12 protein-coding genes are annotated in these 15,569 nt (G+C 65.9%); 10 read left to right on the top strand and 2 right to left on the bottom strand.

Translation table 11 applies throughout. The annotated features are described in order from the left end of the window. Positions 1–41 precede the first annotated feature (41 nt). The 7 genes from PA01_14110 (at position 42) to PA01_14080 (ending at position 11,102) form a co-directional block, all read left to right on the top strand. On the top strand, positions 42–962 hold the full coding sequence (locus PA01_14110) for a LysR family transcriptional regulator (GenBank protein KON80358.2): 921 nt from the start codon (positions 42–44) through the stop codon (positions 960–962). Beyond that, on the top strand, positions 962–2,329 hold the full coding sequence (radA, locus tag PA01_14105) for a DNA repair protein RadA (GenBank protein ID KON79629.1): 1,368 nt from the start codon (positions 962–964) through the stop codon (positions 2,327–2,329). Before PA01_14110 ends, radA begins: the two co-directional genes overlap by 1 nt. Before the next feature lie 157 nt (positions 2,330–2,486). After that, a complete protein-coding gene (locus PA01_14100; protein ID KON79628.1) occupies positions 2,487–3,962 on the top strand; it encodes a PAS domain S-box protein in 1,476 nt (491 codons plus the stop codon). 3 nt (positions 3,963–3,965) lie between these two features. Beyond that, on the top strand, positions 3,966–4,361 hold the full coding sequence (locus PA01_14095) for a response regulator (protein KON79627.1): 396 nt from the start codon (positions 3,966–3,968) through the stop codon (positions 4,359–4,361). Between the two features lie 20 nt (positions 4,362–4,381). Further along, entirely contained in the window at positions 4,382–8,521 is a 4,140-nt protein-coding gene (locus tag PA01_14090) for an EAL domain-containing protein (GenBank protein KAI5912329.1), read from the top strand. After that, complete coding sequence (locus PA01_14085; GenBank protein ID KON79626.2) at positions 8,481–8,966, top strand: peptidylprolyl isomerase; 486 nt, start codon at positions 8,481–8,483, stop codon at positions 8,964–8,966. The genes PA01_14090 and PA01_14085 overlap by 41 nt, the downstream gene beginning before the upstream one ends. Before the next feature lie 78 nt (positions 8,967–9,044). Then, positions 9,045–11,102 (top strand): dipeptide ABC transporter ATP-binding protein, encoded by a 2,058-nt coding sequence (locus PA01_14080; GenBank protein ID KON80357.2) that lies wholly within the window; start codon positions 9,045–9,047, stop codon positions 11,100–11,102. Between the two features lie 104 nt (positions 11,103–11,206). Here the strand turns inward: PA01_14080 and PA01_14075 are convergent, their stop codons facing one another. Continuing rightward, on the bottom strand, positions 11,207–12,694 hold the full coding sequence (locus tag PA01_14075) for a transglycosylase SLT domain-containing protein (GenBank protein ID KON79625.1): 1,488 nt from the start codon (positions 12,692–12,694) through the stop codon (positions 11,207–11,209). A 103-nt stretch (positions 12,695–12,797) separates the two neighbouring features. Next, complete coding sequence (gloB, locus tag PA01_14070; GenBank protein KON80356.2) at positions 12,798–13,589, bottom strand: hydroxyacylglutathione hydrolase; 792 nt, start codon at positions 13,587–13,589, stop codon at positions 12,798–12,800. Between gloB and PA01_14065 the strand changes: the two genes are divergently transcribed. The 3 genes from PA01_14065 to dnaQ are packed head-to-tail and all read left to right on the top strand — an operon-like array spanning position 13,588 to position 15,543. Further along, complete coding sequence (locus PA01_14065) at positions 13,588–14,328, top strand: class I SAM-dependent methyltransferase (protein ID KON79624.1); 741 nt, start codon at positions 13,588–13,590, stop codon at positions 14,326–14,328. The genes gloB and PA01_14065 overlap by 2 nt on opposite strands. Continuing rightward, positions 14,325–14,786: a ribonuclease HI gene (gene rnhA / locus PA01_14060; protein ID KON79623.1), complete on the top strand. Its 462-nt coding sequence runs from the start codon at positions 14,325–14,327 to the stop codon at positions 14,784–14,786. The genes PA01_14065 and rnhA overlap by 4 nt, the downstream gene beginning before the upstream one ends. 37 nt (positions 14,787–14,823) lie before the next feature. Then, positions 14,824–15,543 carry a DNA polymerase III subunit epsilon gene (gene dnaQ / locus PA01_14055; protein KON79622.1) on the top strand — a complete coding sequence of 240 codons (720 nt, stop codon included), beginning with the start codon at positions 14,824–14,826 and terminating at the stop codon, positions 15,541–15,543. Positions 15,544–15,569: the final 26 nt, after the last annotated feature.

Here is a 15,569-nt window from a genome sequence, read left to right as displayed (position 1 = left end):
GTTTAATACCCGGTATAAACATGATTTATGGAGAAGCGGGGATGGCAGATCGCAGGCTGCAGGTGTTCAGCGCGGTGGCCAAGCACGGTTCCTTTACCCGCGCAGCCGAGCATCTTTTCATGACCCAGCCGGCGGTCACGTTCCAGATCAAGCAACTCGAGGAACACTTCAACACGCGGCTGCTCGAGCGCGGGCACGGCAAGGTCACTCTGACGAGGGCCGGCGAAGTCGTGCTTGCCTATGCCGATCGGATCCTCGACCTGTCGGAGGAACTCGAGTCGCGCGTGTCCGAGCTGACCGACGAACTGGGCGGGGCGCTGAGCATTGGCACCAGCACGACGATTGCCGCGTACTGGCTGCCGAAGCTGCTCGAGCGCTTCAAGAATAAATATCCGCGCGTCATTCCACGGGTGGTGGTGGGCAATTCGCAGCTCACCGAGGACCGGGTCGCGGCGCGCGAACTCGATCTGGGGCTGATCGAGATCGTGTCGGAGCAGCCGGCGATCGAACGCTTTACCGCGGCGCGCGACGAATTGTTCGTGATCTGCCGCCCGGGCCACGCGCTCGCGTCGAAGTCGCGGCTCACCGCGCACGATCTGCTCGACCAAGCGTTCATTACGCGCGATCCCGGCAACGCGATCCGCGAACTGGCCGAGCAGTTCTTCGCCGCGGCCGGGATCGGCATCGACGAAGTCAATGTCTGCGCCGAGCTCGGCAGCCTCGCGACCGTCAAATATCTGGCCGGCGAAGGCGTCGGCTTCGCGATCGCGTCGTTCGCCGCGATCCAGCGCGATATCGGGGAAGGGCGCCTGGTTGCGGTGCCGCTCGAACCGAAGCAGTACACGCCGCTCGAAGTGATCATCCCGAAAGACAAGTTCCGCTCGAGTCTCATCACGACGTTTGCGGAGCACGCCGTCACGGAGCTTTCCGCGATGGCCGCAGCCTTGACCGGACGGGAATGATGGCGAAAGCGAAGACAGTCTTCAGCTGCACCGAATGCGGCGCGCAGGCGCCGCGCTGGCAGGGGCAGTGCCCGCAGTGCAAGGCGTGGAACACGCTCGTCGAAGCGGTGGCCGAAGCGGGCGGGGGCAGTCGTTTTGCCGCGTTGGCCGGCAGCACTGCCCAGCTGCAAACGCTGGCCGATCTCGAGCCCCGCGAAGAGCCGCGTACGCCCACCGGAATCGACGAGTTCGACCGGGTGCTGGGCGGCGGGCTGGTCGCGGGCGGCGTCGTGCTGATCGGCGGCGACCCGGGCATCGGCAAATCGACGCTGCTGCTGCAGGCGCTGTCGGTGCTGGCTGCGCGGCACAAGGCGATCTACGTCAGCGGCGAGGAATCGGGCGAACAGGTGGCGCTGCGGGCGCAGCGCCTGCAGCTCGATCCGGCCGGGCTGCAACTGCTCGCCGAGATCAACCTGGAACGGATCCTGGCGATGCTCCGCGACGAACGCCCGCGCATCGTCGTGATCGACTCGATCCAGACGGTGTATTCCGAAGTGCTGCAGTCGGCGCCCGGCTCGGTCGCGCAGGTACGCGAATGCGCCGCGCAGCTGACCCGCCACGCGAAGCAGAGCGGCACCTGCATGATCATGGTCGGGCACGTGACGAAGGACGGCACGCTCGCCGGTCCGCGCGTGCTCGAGCATATGGTGGACACCGTGCTGTACTTCGAAGGCGACACCCATTCGAGCTTCCGCCTCGTGCGGGCGTTCAAGAACCGCTTCGGCGCGGTCAATGAGCTGGGCGTGTTCGCGATGACCGAGCGCGGGCTGCGCGGCGTCAGCAATCCGTCGGCACTTTTCCTGTCGCAGCATAGCCAGCAGGTCTCGGGCAGCTGCGTGCTGGTCACGCAGGAAGGCACGCGTCCGCTGCTCGTCGAGATCCAGGCGCTCGTCGACGGTGCGCACAGCCCGAACCCGCGCCGGCTGTCGGTCGGGCTCGAACAGAACCGACTCGCGATGCTCCTTGCCGTGCTGCACCGGCACGCGGGCGTCGTGTGCTTCGACCAGGACGTGTTCGTCAATGCCGTCGGCGGGGTGAAAATCGCCGAGCCCGCCGCCGATCTCGCGGTGTTGCTGGCAATCGTGTCGTCGCTGCGCAATCGCGCGCTGCCCCGCGAGCTGGTGGTGTTCGGCGAAGTCGGGCTGGCGGGCGAAATCCGCCCGGCGCCGCGCGGCCAGGAGCGGCTTCGCGAAGCGGCGAAGCTCGGCTTCACCACGGCGATCATTCCGAAGGCGAACGCGCCGCGACAGGCGCTCGGCGACATACGCGTGATTGCGGTCGATCGCATCGAGGAGGCGATCGATCGCGCTCGCGAACTCGAAGCCTGACGGTCGCTGGCACGTCGTCTCGGTCCGCCGGGCGGCGATTTGTTACGGTCCGGCGTCCCGTTTATACCGGTTATTGAATAAGCTGTGAACCGCGGCCGTGGTGCGCTCTCCAGCAGGCGCCTCCTCGTGGCCGGCGTGCCACTTTCCGGAGGGAGCAATGCCCGACCAGGTCGATTACAGATGGATCGCGGATGACCCCGATGCGCTGATGATGCTCGATCCCGCCGGCAAGGTGCTGGCGTGGAACGACGGGGCCGAGCGGATGTTCGGCTACTCGCGCTCGGAGGCGGTCGGGGCGAGGATCCACGAACTCGTGACGGTGCCGGGCAGCGAAGCGGAGCAGGATCATTTCATCGCCGAAACGAGCGAACGCGGGCGCGGCACGTTCGAAGCCTTGCGCCGGCGCAACGACGGCACGCTGATTTACGTCGTCATTTCCGGCAAGATCGGGCAGGGGGCGGGCGAACTGTTTCTGCTGTTTTCGGAAAAGGACATCACGCAGCTGAAAGTGCAGCGTGACAGCAAGTCGCTCGAATCGAAGTTCCGGGAACTGCTCGATTCGATGCCCGACGGCATCGTCATCGTCAATCCCACGGGTCACATCCTGATCGCGAACCGGCAGGCCGAGTGGCTGTTCGGCTACGAGCGCGACGAACTGCGCGCGCGCCCGATCGAGGATCTGCTGCCGCAGCGTTTCCGCAGCGCGCACAAGGGTCACCGTTCGCATTATTTCTCGGCTCCCCGTACCCGGGCGATGGGTGCCGGGCTCGAACTGTATGGCTTGCGCAAGGACGGAACGGAGTTTCCCGTCGAGATCAGCCTGAGTCCGCTGAAGACCGAGGAAACGCCGGTGGTCATGAGCGCGATCCGCGACGTCAGCGAGCGCCGGGGTTTCGAGCAGGCGCTGCAGGAAAAGAATCTCGAACTGCTCGCCGCGAACCGCGCGAAGGACCACTTCCTGGCCAGCATGAGCCACGAGCTGCGCACGCCGCTCAATGCGGTCATCGGCTTCACCGGCACGCTGCTGATGAAGCTGCCGGGTGAGCTCAATCCCGAACAGACCCGCCAGCTGGAGATCGTCCGCAACAATGCGCGGCATCTGCTCGCGCTGATCAACGATCTGCTGAATCTCGCGAAGATCGAGGCCGGCAAGATCGAACTCAATTTCGAGCCGATCGACTGCGGCGCGCTGATCGGCGAAATCGCTGCCTCGCTGCGCCCGCAGGCGCTGTCGAAAGGGCTCGAGCTGATCGTCGCGATACGGTCGGACCCGATCGTTTTCGAAACCGATCGGCGCGCGCTCAGTCAGATCATCATCAACCTCGTCGGCAACGCGATAAAGTTCACGTTGCACGGCAACGTCCGAATCGACCTGGCGCTCGAAAACGCAGGCAAAAAGCACAGGCTCGTGGTGTCGGTCAGCGACACCGGACCGGGAATCGGGGAGCAGGAACTTTCCTCGTTGTTCGAAGCTTTCGTCCAGGGACAGGCGTCGCGGACGAAGGGCGTCGAAGGCACCGGTCTCGGGCTGCATCTGAGCCGCAAGCTCGCCGTGTTGCTGGGGGGCGAGCTGAGTTGTACGAGCACGCTGGGTTCAGGCAGCGTCTTCACCCTGACTTTGCCGGAGCCCTGAAAAGTGGCCGCACGAATACTCATCGCGGAAGACCACCCTGCCAGCCTGGAGCTGCTGCGCTACCTTCTCTCGGCAAACGGCTACGACATCCTTTCGGCCGAGGACGGGGAAGCGGCACTCGAGCTCGCGCGCCGCCATACGCCGGACCTGATCGTCTGCGATCTTCAGATGCCGAAGAAGAACGGCTACGAAGTGGTGGGGCAGCTTAAGCGCGAGCCCGCGCTGGCGGCGATTCCGGTGGTCGCAGTGACCGCTTTTTCGATGATCGGAGACCGCGAGCAGGTGCTTGCCGCGGGGTTTGACGGTTATCTGTCGAAACCGATCGAACCGGAAGAGTTCGTCGCATTGATCGAACAATATCTGCCGCCTTCGCTGCGCCAGCAGCACGGCGGCCGATGATTCGAGGACGGTTCACGAGCATGGCTACTATCGCCGTCGTCGATGACATGCCTGACAACCGCGAGTTGCTGGCGACGATTCTCAAAGCCCTCGATCATCGCGTCATCGAGGCGGCCGACGGCGAGGAGGCGCTTCGGCTGGTGCGCGAGGAAAAGCCCGCGCTGGTGATCTGCGACATCCTGATGCCGCAGGTCGACGGCTACGAATTCGTGCGGCAGCTGCGCGCCGATGCCACGATCAGCGACACGCCGGTGATCTTCTACACCGCGTACTATCTCGAGGACGACGCGCAACGCCTCGCGAAAGCGTGCGGCGTCGTCGATATCCTGATCAAGCCATCCGATCCCGAAGAGATCATCCGGGTCGTGACGAAGGCGCTCGAGCAATCGGGCGGCACGCCGGTGGCGACGCTCGCGGAGCCCGAGTTCGACCGCCGGCACCTGCAGCTGATGACCGGCAAGCTCGCCGAGAAAGTGGCGGAGCTGCAGACGGCCAGCGCCAAGCTCGAAGCGCTGATCGAGCTCAACCTGCAGCTCGCGTCGCAGCGCGATCTGGCCCAGCTGCTCGACCACGTCTGCAAGCGGGCCCGTCAGCTCATCGGCGCGGACTTTGGCAGCCTCGCGGCACGCTGTACCGACAGCGAGGCGCTAGCGTACACGATCCACTGCGGCATTGCGCCGGAAGTCGTCACGACGATGGGAGCAGTGCAGCTCGATGACGGCCTGCTCGGCCGGGTGTATCGCGAGCAACAGGCCGAGCGTTACGAATTTCCGGTCGAGCGCGGTGTTGCAACCGGCTTGCCGGCCGGGTATCCACCTCTGCGTTCCATCGTCGCCGCACCGCTCACGTCGCTGACCAAGGTTTACGGCTGGCTATGCCTCGGCAACAAACAGGGCGAGGGCGGTTTCACCGCGGACGACGAAAAATTGTTGCGCATCCTCGCGGCGCAGGTCGGGCGCATCTACGAGAACGGCAGCCTGTACCGGCAGGTCAGCGGGCACGCCCTCGAGCTCGAAGGGGAGATCGTTGCCCGCGAACGGGCTCAGCGCCATCTGAGCACGCAGTACGAAGTGGCGCGCATCCTCGGGGAAGCGGTGAGCTTTGACGAAGTCTCGCTGAAGGTATTGCAGGCGATCTGCGCGAAGCTCGATTTCGCGGCCGGCGCGTTGTGGAAGGTGGATGATCCCGCAGGGGTGCTGCGCTGTCTCGGAGCGTGGTGCCAGCCAACGGAACTGTGCGGCGACTGGGTGGAAAAGATCTCCGGAATGGTGCTCGAATCCGGCAGCGGCGCGCCCGGCAACGTCTGGTCGTCGCGCCGCACGCTGTGGCGTTCGCGAATCGAAGCGAATCGCGGTTGCTCGTGGTCCCGCGAGGCAGTCGACGCAGGGCTGCGTTCGGGAGGCGCTTTCCCCATCGTCGTGCGCGGGGAAGTCGCCGGCGTTCTCGAGGTTTTCAGCCGCGAATACCAGGATGAAGATTCCCCGTTGACCGATACGCTGGCTTCGCTCGGCGGCCAGATCGGACAATTTCTCGAGCGCAGCGAGCAGCAACAGCGCATTCGCCGCCTCACGCGCGTGTATGCCGTTCTGAGCGGCATCAACTCCGCGATCGTGCGCATTCACAGCCGCGACGCGCTGTTCGACGAGGCTTGCCGCATCGCGGTCGAGGAGGGGGAGTTCGGCATCGCGTGGATCGGCGAACTCGATCCGGCGACGATGCAGGTCACGGCGGTGGCATGGGCCGGAAGCGACGATCCGGTGGCGGCCCGGGAACTGGCCGCGTCCACTGGGGGAGAAACGCGCGATCCGGTCGGCGAAGCGGTGCGCACCCGGGTTCCGGTGTTCATCAACGACATCCCCGCAGCGGGGGCGAGCATGACCGGATTGTCGGAAGCGCAGCGCTACGGATACCGCTCGAAGATCGCACTGCCGCTTTTTTCCGAAGGGAAGGTCGCGGCGGTGCTGGTGCTTTATGCGGCCGAGCCGGGTTTTTTTGCCGGTGACGAGCTGCAGCTTCTCGGCGAACTGGCCGGCGACGTGTCGTTCGCGCTCGAATTCATCGCGAAAAAGGACCGCCTCGCGTTCATCGCGTACTACGATCTTCTCACCGGGCTGCCGAACCGCGCCCATCTGCTCGAACACCTGACCCAGGCGCTGCAAAGCGTCCGGCAGCATCCGGGCGAGCGTCTCGCTGTCGTGGTATGGAACATCCACCGCTTCCGCAACATCAATGAAACCTTCGGCCGCCAGGTCGGCGACGCGGTGCTGCGCGAGGTCGGGCAGCGGCTGAGTGCAGCCTGGCCGAATCCGCCCGACGTGGCCCGGATCGCCGTCGACCACTTCGCCGGCATCGTCAGCGACAACCGGCAGGTCACCGAAATCGCGCACCTGATCGAACACCTTGCCGTCGACGTGTTCAACACGTCGATCGTCGTCGGCGAGAACGAACTGCGCGTGGCCGCTTCGGCGGGGATCGCGGTGGCGACCGGCGAAGACCAGGACGCCGAGGCGGTGCTCAGGAATGCCGAGGCGGCGCTGCGCAAGGCCAAGGGCTCGGGGATGAATTACCTGTTCTACGGGCCGGAAATGAACGCCCGCGTCGCCGAATCGCTGATGCTGGAAAACCGTCTGCGACAGGCCCTCGAGCGCGACGAGTTCGTGCTTTATTACCAGCCGAAAGTGTCCGGCGCCACGGGCCTTGTCACCGGACTCGAAGCCCTCATGCGGTGGAACGACCCCACCGTCGGCCTGGTGCAGCCGGGGCAGTTCATCCCCGTCCTCGAAGAGACCGGCATGATCCTGCAGGTGGGGTTATGGGCGATCCGACGGGCGCTGACCGACGCCCAGGAGTGGCGCGAAACGGGGATCGATCCGCCTCGTATCGCCGTCAACGTCTCCGCGATCCAGCTGCAGCAGAAGAACTTCGTCGAATCGGTGCGCTGCGCGATCGAGGAAGCCAATGGCGATGCCCGGCATGTGGAACTCGAGATCACCGAAAGCATGATGATGACGGAGATGAAGGAAAACATCGCCAAGCTCACCGAGATCCGGCTCATGGGCGGAGACATCGCGATCGACGATTTCGGCACCGGGTATTCGTCGCTGGGCTACCTCGCGAAGCTGCCGGTCGGCGCGCTCAAGATCGACAAGTCCTTCATCGAGACCATGGCGACGACGCCCGAGAGCATGACGATCGTGGCGACGATCATCTCGCTCGCGCATTCGCTGGATCTCAAGGTGATCGCCGAAGGTGTCGAGGAGGAGGAACAGGCGAAGTTCCTGCGCCTGTTCAAGTGCAACGAGCTGCAGGGCTATCTGATCAGTCGCCCGCTCCCCCCGAACAGGTCGTGGACTTCCTGCGCGGTCGCAAAAGGTTCGATCACAAGAGCCATTGAAAGCGTTCCGCCTCGTTTTCCGCTCGTTGCCGTCTCGCCGGCTTCGGGCCGCTCGTCCCGCCGCTTGTCGCGGCGCGGACGCCCGGCGCACGTCGCAGCGGGCGTGTTTCGCGCCGCTGCGCTACTGCCGCGTGATCACCACCTGGCGTCGCAGCGCGCGTTGAAAAGGCTTTTCAGCGCGCTGCAGCTTGCCCCGGTTACCGGTAGAGTTCGCTTCGGCTCTCCGTTAGAATCTTTCGCACGTCAGGGGGATCACATGCTGCAGATCGGTGAGATGGCGCCAGCGTTTTCATTGCCGGATGCGGAGATGGAGGTTTTCGACCTCGCCGCGGAACGCGGCAGGCATCACGTGGTCCTCTACTTTTATCCGCGCGACAACACCCCGGGATGCACGCGCCAGGCGGCCGACTTCAGCGATCACGAAGAAGAGTTCGCCCGTCACGACTGCATCGTGGTCGGTGTGAGTCCCGACGATTGCCTGACCCACGCCGAGTTTCGCGACCAGCACGGGTTGTCGGTGCGTCTGCTCTCGGATGTCGAGAGAGAGGTCTGCCGGCTCTACCACGTGTGGCAGCCGAGGGAAGTCGACGGTGTGAAGAAGATGGGGGTGGTGCGGACGACTTTCGTCATCGACAAGGAAGGCGTCATCCGCCACAAGCTCCAGGACGTTTCCCCCCGCGGCCACGTGGCGGGGGTTTTCGAACTGGTCAGGAAACTAACAGAGAATGCACATGGAAATCGTCAAGAACAGCGTGGTAACGCTTAACTACACCGTCGTCGATCCCGACGGCACCATGATCGACGACGGTCAGCAACCGCTGGTCTACCTCCACGGCGGCTACGACGGCATCTTCCCGGCGCTCGAAGAAGCGTTGCACGGCAAGAAAGTCGGCGACCAGCTCAAGATCAAGCTGCAGCCCGAAGACGCTTTTGGCGACTACGATGAAGAGCTCGTGCTGGTCGAGGAAGTGGGCCAGTTTCCCGAAAACATCGAAGTCGGCATGTCGTTCGAGCGCGTCAGCGACGACGGCGAAGAGGAGATGATCTACCGCATCACCGACATCGCCGAAGGCAAAGTCGTCGTCGACGGCAATCACCCGCTCGCCGGCACGGCCCTCGTGTTCGATGTCACCGTCGCGGAAGTGCGTCCGGCAACTGCCGAAGAGCTCGCTCACGGCCACGTCCACGGGGCTGGCGGACACCACCACTGATCCCGCGGATCGGCTGATCCTGTATGAACGGGGCCGCGCACGCGGCCCTTTTCCTGTCTGCTCCGTTATCCTGTGCCGATGACCGAAACGATCGAGACAACCGGCCGCCCCGCTGGCGGACCGCCGCGCGAGCTGCAGGGTCCGCTGCTGGAGGTGAGCGGGCTGCGCGTGCTGATCGGGCCGCACGAAAACCAGGTGCGGCCGGTCGACGGCGTCGGCTTCTCGATCGCAGGCGGCGAGACGTTTGCGCTGCTCGGTGAATCGGGCTGCGGCAAATCGATGACGGCGCTGGCGCTGCTGCGCCTGCTGCCCGACGGCGGCCGTATCGCGAGCGGCGAAGTGCGCTTTGCCGGGCGCGACCTGCTGCACCTGACCGAAGCGCGCATGCGCGAAGTGCGCGGCGGGCAGATCGCGATGATCTTCCAGGAGCCGTCGACGAGCCTCAACCCCGTGATGACGGTGATGAGCCAGATCGGCGAAGTGCTCGCACGGCATCGCGGCCTCGAGGGCGCGGCAGCGCGTGGCGAAGCGCGTCGCCTGCTCGAATCGGTCGGGATACCGGACGCCGGGCGGCGCCTCGACGACTACCCTTTCCAGTTTTCGGGCGGCATGAAGCAGCGGGTCATGATCGCGATCGCGCTCGCCGGCGAGCCGGAGCTCCTCGTCGCCGACGAGCCGACCACTGCGCTCGACGTCACGATCCAGGCGCAAGTGCTCGATCTCCTCGCCCGCCTGCAGGCCGAGCGCGGCATGGCAATGCTGCTGATCACGCACGATCTCGGCGTGGTCGCGCGGATGGCGCAGCGAATCGGCGTGATGTATGCGGGCGAACTGGTCGAAACGGGAAATCGCCGCGATTTTTTCCGCCGCCCGCTGCACCCGTATTCGCGCAAGCTGTTCGCCGCGCTGCCGACCGACGTGCAGCGCCAGCGTCCGCTCGCGGCGCTCGGCGGCAACGTCCCGGCGCTCGACCGCGACTTCGTCGGTTGCCGTTTTGCCGACCGCTGTCCCGAAGCTTTCGACGTATGCCGCCGCGAAGCGCCCGTCTGGGAGCGGCGGGACGGGCAGGCGGTGCGCTGTCATCTTTATTCGGCTGGCCGGACTGCGGCCGCTGCGGCGACGCCGGCCGCGGCCCCGTTCGCCGCCACTGCGCGCCGCTCGACGCCCGCACCGCTGCTCGATGTGCGCGACCTGAAAGTGCATTTTCCGGTGCGAAAAGGCCTTTTGCGACGCCAGGTCGGAAGCATCAAGGCGGTCGACGGAGTCAGCCTGACACTCGCTCCGGGCCGCACGCTGGCGCTGGTCGGCGAGTCCGGTTGCGGCAAGACGACGGCCGGCAAGGCGATCCTGCAGCTCGTCGCGCCGAGCGCCGGCGAGGTTTTTCTCGATGGCATGCCGATCACCGGGCTGTCGCGCTCGGCGCTGCGGCCCTTGCGCCGCTCGTTCCAGATGGTGTTCCAGGATCCGTTCGCGTCGCTGAACCCGCGCATGCGCGTCGGGCAAATCATCGAAGAAGGCATGCTCGCGCTCGGCGTCGAACCTGACCGACAGGCGCGCGCGCGGCGTATCGACGATTTGCTGCAGCGAGTCGGACTCACGCCGGCGATGAAGCTGCGCTATCCGCACGAGTTTTCCGGCGGCCAGCGCCAGCGCATCGCGATCGCCCGCGCGCTGGCGGTGTCACCGCGGCTGCTCGTCTGCGACGAGCCGACGAGCGCGCTCGATGTGTCGGTGCAGGCCCAGATCCTCAACCTGATGCGCGAGCTGCAGGGCGAGTTCGGCCTCGCGTACCTGTTCATCACGCATAACCTGGGCGTCGTCAGCTGGCTCGCGCACGACGTCGCAGTGATGTATCTCGGCCGCATCGTCGAGCGCGGCCCGGTCGACCGCGTGCTCGCCGCGCCCGCGCATCCCTATACGCGCGCGTTGCTCGCCGCAGTGCTGCGCATCGACGAAGAAGCCTCGGGCGTGCGCTCAGCGCCGCCGGGCGACGACCTGCCGTCGCCGCTCGATCCGCCCGCCGGCTGTCACTTCCATCCGCGCTGCCCTCATGCGACCGACATCTGCCGGGCGCAGTATCCGGGCGAAACCGCCCGCGGCGCCGGCCACGTCGTTCGCTGCCACTGGCCGCGCTGAGCGCGACAGCAGCCGGGTTTTCGGGTTTCCGCTTCCGGGCTCGCGGCACTTGCCTTTGCCGCCCGCGATGCCCCGTTATGTGTGAACGTTTGTCGAGGCGGGCGTCAGCGCCGGTTTTCTTGCGGCTGCTTCTTGCCGGACGCAGGCTTTGCCGGCCGGCCGCTGATCTTTTTCGCTGGCGAGGCGGTTGGCGTTTTCCTCGTCGAAGTCCCCACACCTTTGCCGCGCGGGCGCTTGACGCCTTTCTTCGCGGCAGGTTTCGTGCCCTGTGCCGTGGTCGGGGCCTTGTCGGCGCCCTTCGCGTCCATCCTGACGGGTTTGCCCCCCGTCAGCTGCGGGACGATCGAGCGCGCGGTCGAGTCGCTCGGTTCGAGCAGATCGCCGGCGGGACTGCCCGGATCGACGCCGTCGGGGACGAGCAGCGAGTAGCCGGCGCTGACACGGCTGCGCGCATCGAGCCGGTTGATCTGGTAGAGCTGGTTCAGCGACAGGCCGAAAGCCCGTGCCACCGATGCGAGGGATTCGCCGCGCTGCAATTCGTAGGTGCGCCACTGCCTTCCGTTGCGCTGATGTTCGGCGAGCCGCAGCTGGAACTGTTCGGCGCGATCGACGGGCACGACAAGCGCGCTGCCTTCAGCGACGGCGGGACGATTGTGGCTGGGGTTCAGGGCGAGGAACTCGTCGAGCGGCATGCCGGCAAGGCGCGCCGCGGTCGCCAGTTCGATCGTCGCGGGAGCGTCGATGGTGACGAAGTGGGGGCTGTTCGGCACGTATGGAAGTTCGAACCGGTACAGCTCGGGTTGTGCGACGATGTTCTTCAGCGCCTGCAGCTTGGGCACATAGTTGCGTGTTTCCCCGGGCATGCGCAGATGGCTGTATTCGGCCGGAAGCCCGTCGTCCCGGTTGCGCTGGATCGCGCGGCCGACCGCGCCTTCGCCCCAGTTGTACGAGGCGAGCGCCAGATGCCAGTCGCCATGCATGTCGTAGATCGTCTGCAGGTAGTCGAGCGCCGCGGCGGTGGAGGCGATCACGTCGCGCCGCTCGTCGACCCACGTGTCCTGCGTGAGATTGTAGTTCCGCCCCGTAGAGGGGATGAACTGCCACAGTCCCGACGCGTGCGAGCGCGAATAGGCCATCGGGTTGTAGCTGCTTTCGACCATCGGCAGCAGCGCGAGCTCGGTCGGCATGCCGCGGCGTTCGAGCTCGTCGACGATGTGGTAGAGATAGCGCCCGCCGCGCTCGAAGACCTTTTTCAGGAAACCCGGGCGGTTGATGTAGAACAGCTGCTGTTCGGCGACCAGCTCGCTGTCGAGGTCCGGCATGCCGAAACCGCGGCGAATGCGGTCCCAGATGTCGTTGGCGTCGCGGGTCAGGTCGAGCGTGAGCACGCGCAGCGGAGGGTCCGTCAGCTCGAGGACGGGCCCGTGCGGAGCCTTCAGACCCGCCGCAGCGGCGTCGTCGCCGACGACGAGGCTGGCGGCGTCCGGTTCGACCGAGAGAGCGGGCGCCGCCGGATCCGCGGACGCGATGACGGACCCCGAAGCGACGCCCAGGAAAACGAGAAACAGGAGGCTTGCGAAACGAATCGCCATCGAGCCGGCGCCCCGGGAGAGGAAAAAGAGGGTGGACTCTAGGGCAGGGGCGGGGGGCGTCAAACCGCTGTCGAGGACGCGGCGCGGACAGCGGTTCTTCGCCTCAGAAAACGTCCTTCCAGGCCCGCAGCGCGGTGAAGCATTCGAGCGAGTCGCGCGGGCGCACCCCAGTGCGGTCGGCGATCACGCCCATCACTGCCGGTTCGGCCGTGCGCAGGAAGGGGTTCACGCGCCGCTCGCGTTCGATCGTGGTCGGCAGCGTCGGCTGCCCGGCATCGCGCCGCGCCTCGCATTCGACGAGCCATTCGTCCCGCTCGGGATTCCCCGGGTCGGCGACACGCGCAAACGCGAGGTTCGCGAGCGTATACTCATGGGTGCAATACACGGCGGTGTCGCCGGGCAGATCGGCAAGGCGGCGCAGCGACGCGTGAAGTTGCGCGGCGGTGCCGCCAAGCAGCCGCCCGCAGCCGGCGCTGAACAGCGTGTCCCCGGGAAACAGGAGACCCGGCGCGAAATAGGCGACGTGGCTCGTGGTATGACCGGGCACTTCGAGCACGCGAAAGCGGATGCCGAGCCGGTCGAGACCGACTTCGTCGCCTTCCGCGACCGGATGGTTCACGCCGTCGATGTCGGCCGCAGCCGGACCGAACACCGGGATGTCGCGGCGTGCGATCAGCGCGGTGACGCCACCGACGTGGTCTGCATGGTGATGGGTCAGCAGGATCGCGCAAAGATCCAGCCCCTGCGCCGCGAGAGCGTGTTCGACGACTGCCGCATCGCCGGGGTCGACGACCGCTGCAAGCTGGCCGCAACGCAGCAGCCACAGGTAGTTATCCCGGAACGCCGGGAGAGGGATAATTTCGATGCTGCCGATTTTTGAGTGCTGATCGTTCATGTCCAACCTCAGTCTGTCGGACTGGCTTGAAACCCCGCAGGGACAATACCTGCTGCAGTGGGAATCGGCCAAGTTCGACGTCATGGTGGCCGACATTTTCGGCTACAACGCAGTTCAGATCGGGCTGCCCGAGCACGAGTTCCTGCGCGGCAACCGCATGCCGTTCCGCTTGCGCTGCGCGCGGCTCGGCGAAGCCGACGTGATGTCCAACGCCGAAGCGCTGCCGTTCGCGACCGCCACGCTCGATCTGGTGCTGCTGCCGCACGTGCTCGAGTTTTCGCCGAACCCGCATCAGGTGCTGCGCGAGGTCGAACGCGTGCTGGTGCCCGAAGGCAACGTCATCATCAGCGCCTTCAACCCGCTCAGCCTGTGGGGCGTGCGCCGCTTGCTGGCACGCGGCGACGGGGCTTTCCCGTGGCGTGGACAGTATCTGTCGGTGCGCCGCACGAAAGACTGGCTCGCGTTGCTGGGGTTCGAAACCCAGTCCGGCAGTTTCGGCTGCTACGCGCCGCCGGTCACGAGCGGAAAATGGCTCGAACGCTGGCAATTCATCGACAAGGCCGGGGATCGCTGGTGGCCGATATTCGGCGGCGCCTACATCATTCAGGGAATCAAGCGGGTGCAGGGGATGCGCCTGATCACCCCCAACTGGCGCGCTCGTCGCGCCGCAGCGAAACGGCTCTCGCCGGTCGCCCAGCGTGGGCGCCAGGTGACGGGCGGCGTACAGAAGGCCAAATGACCGATCAGATCGAAATATTCACCGACGGCGCCTGCAGCGGCAATCCGGGGCCCGGCGGGTGGGGCGCAATTCTGCGCTCGGGAGCGCACGAGAAGGAAATCTGGGGGGGCGAGCCGCATACGACGAACAACCGCATGGAGCTGCTCGCGGTGATCCGGGCGCTCGAACTGCTCAAGCGTCCGGTCGTCGCCCGCGTGCATACCGACAGCCAGTATGTGCAGAAAGGCATCTCCGAGTGGATCCACGGCTGGAAGGCGCGGGGCTGGAAGACCGCGGCAAAGACGCCGGTGAAGAACGAGGATCTGTGGCGCGCGCTCGACGAAGCGGCGAGCCGTCATCAGGTCCAGTGGGTGTGGGTCCGGGGACATGCCGGGCATGTCGAGAACGAGCGCGCGGACGAACTCGCGCGCCGCGGCGTCGAGGCGGTGCGCCGGCAGGGCACGACCGTCGCAGGCTGAAACTTCGGCGGCGCCTGGAAAAAACTGGGGAAAACGCATGAGACAGATCGTCCTCGACACGGAAACCACCGGCCTGGACTGGCGCAACGGCGACCGCGTCATCGAAATCGGCTGCGTCGAGCTGCTGAACCGCAACCTGACGGGGCGGCATTACCACGTCTATATCAACCCGGAGCGCGGCATCGATGCCGAGGCGATCGCGGTGCACGGCATCACCGAGGATTTCCTCGCCGACAAGCCGACGTTCAGCGCCATCGCCGCCGAATTCGAGGATTTCATCCGCGACGCCGAACTGATCATCCATAACGCGAACTTCGACGTCGGTTTCCTGAACCACGAGCTGTCGCGGCTCGGGCGGGGAAAGCTCGACAGCCTTTGCGCGGGCGTCGTCGACACGCTGAAAATGGCCAAGGAGCAGAACCCGGGCAAGAAGGCGTCGCTCGACGCGCTGTGCGACCGGCACCAGATCGACAACGCGTCACGGACGCTGCACGGCGCATTGCTCGACGCGGAACTGCTCGCCGAAGTCTATCTGGCGATGACGCGCGGCCAGGAGAGCCTGATCATGGCGCTCGAAGAGCCCGTTCCGGGCAGCGCCGAAGCCGGCGGCGTGCTCGTCGATCGGCCGCCGCTGAAAGTGCTCCGCGCGAGCGGCGAGGAGCTGGCCGAACATGAGCGGGTGCTGCAGGACATCGTGAAAGGGACGAAAGGCACGTGCCTGTGGATCCCGCCGGCCCCTGAAGCGGCTGCCGCCTGACAGGACGGGCAGAGCGAAGGCCTGAA

Origin of the sequence: Azoarcus sp. PA01, from assembly GCA_001274695.2 — a bacterium.
Classification (GTDB): Bacteria; Pseudomonadota; Gammaproteobacteria; order Burkholderiales; family Rhodocyclaceae; genus Aromatoleum.
The sequence above is the reverse complement of the archived record's forward strand: the minus strand, read 5'-3'. Positions and strand labels throughout refer to the sequence as shown.

What these genes read in the sequence shown, in the direction of transcription:
- PA01_14100 (KON79628.1), top strand. Translation starts at nt 2,487, where the DNA reads ATGCCCGACCAGGTCGATTACAGATGGATCGCGGATGACCCCGATGCG.
- radA (KON79629.1), top strand. Translation starts at nt 962, where the DNA reads ATGGCGAAAGCGAAGACAGTCTTCAGCTGCACCGAATGCGGCGCGCAG.
- dnaQ (KON79622.1), top strand. Translation starts at nt 14,824, where the DNA reads ATGAGACAGATCGTCCTCGACACGGAAACCACCGGCCTGGACTGGCGC.
- PA01_14080 (KON80357.2), top strand. Translation starts at nt 9,045, where the DNA reads ATGACCGAAACGATCGAGACAACCGGCCGCCCCGCTGGCGGACCGCCG.
- PA01_14085 (KON79626.2), top strand. Translation starts at nt 8,481, where the DNA reads ATGCACATGGAAATCGTCAAGAACAGCGTGGTAACGCTTAACTACACC.
- PA01_14110 (KON80358.2), top strand. Translation starts at nt 42, where the DNA reads ATGGCAGATCGCAGGCTGCAGGTGTTCAGCGCGGTGGCCAAGCACGGT.
- gloB (KON80356.2), bottom strand. Translation starts at nt 13,589, where the DNA reads ATGAACGATCAGCACTCAAAAATCGGCAGCATCGAAATTATCCCTCTC.
- rnhA (KON79623.1), top strand. Translation starts at nt 14,325, where the DNA reads ATGACCGATCAGATCGAAATATTCACCGACGGCGCCTGCAGCGGCAAT.
- PA01_14065 (KON79624.1), top strand. Translation starts at nt 13,588, where the DNA reads ATGTCCAACCTCAGTCTGTCGGACTGGCTTGAAACCCCGCAGGGACAA.
- PA01_14075 (KON79625.1), bottom strand. Translation starts at nt 12,694, where the DNA reads ATGGCGATTCGTTTCGCAAGCCTCCTGTTTCTCGTTTTCCTGGGCGTC.
- PA01_14090 (KAI5912329.1), top strand. Translation starts at nt 4,382, where the DNA reads ATGGCTACTATCGCCGTCGTCGATGACATGCCTGACAACCGCGAGTTG.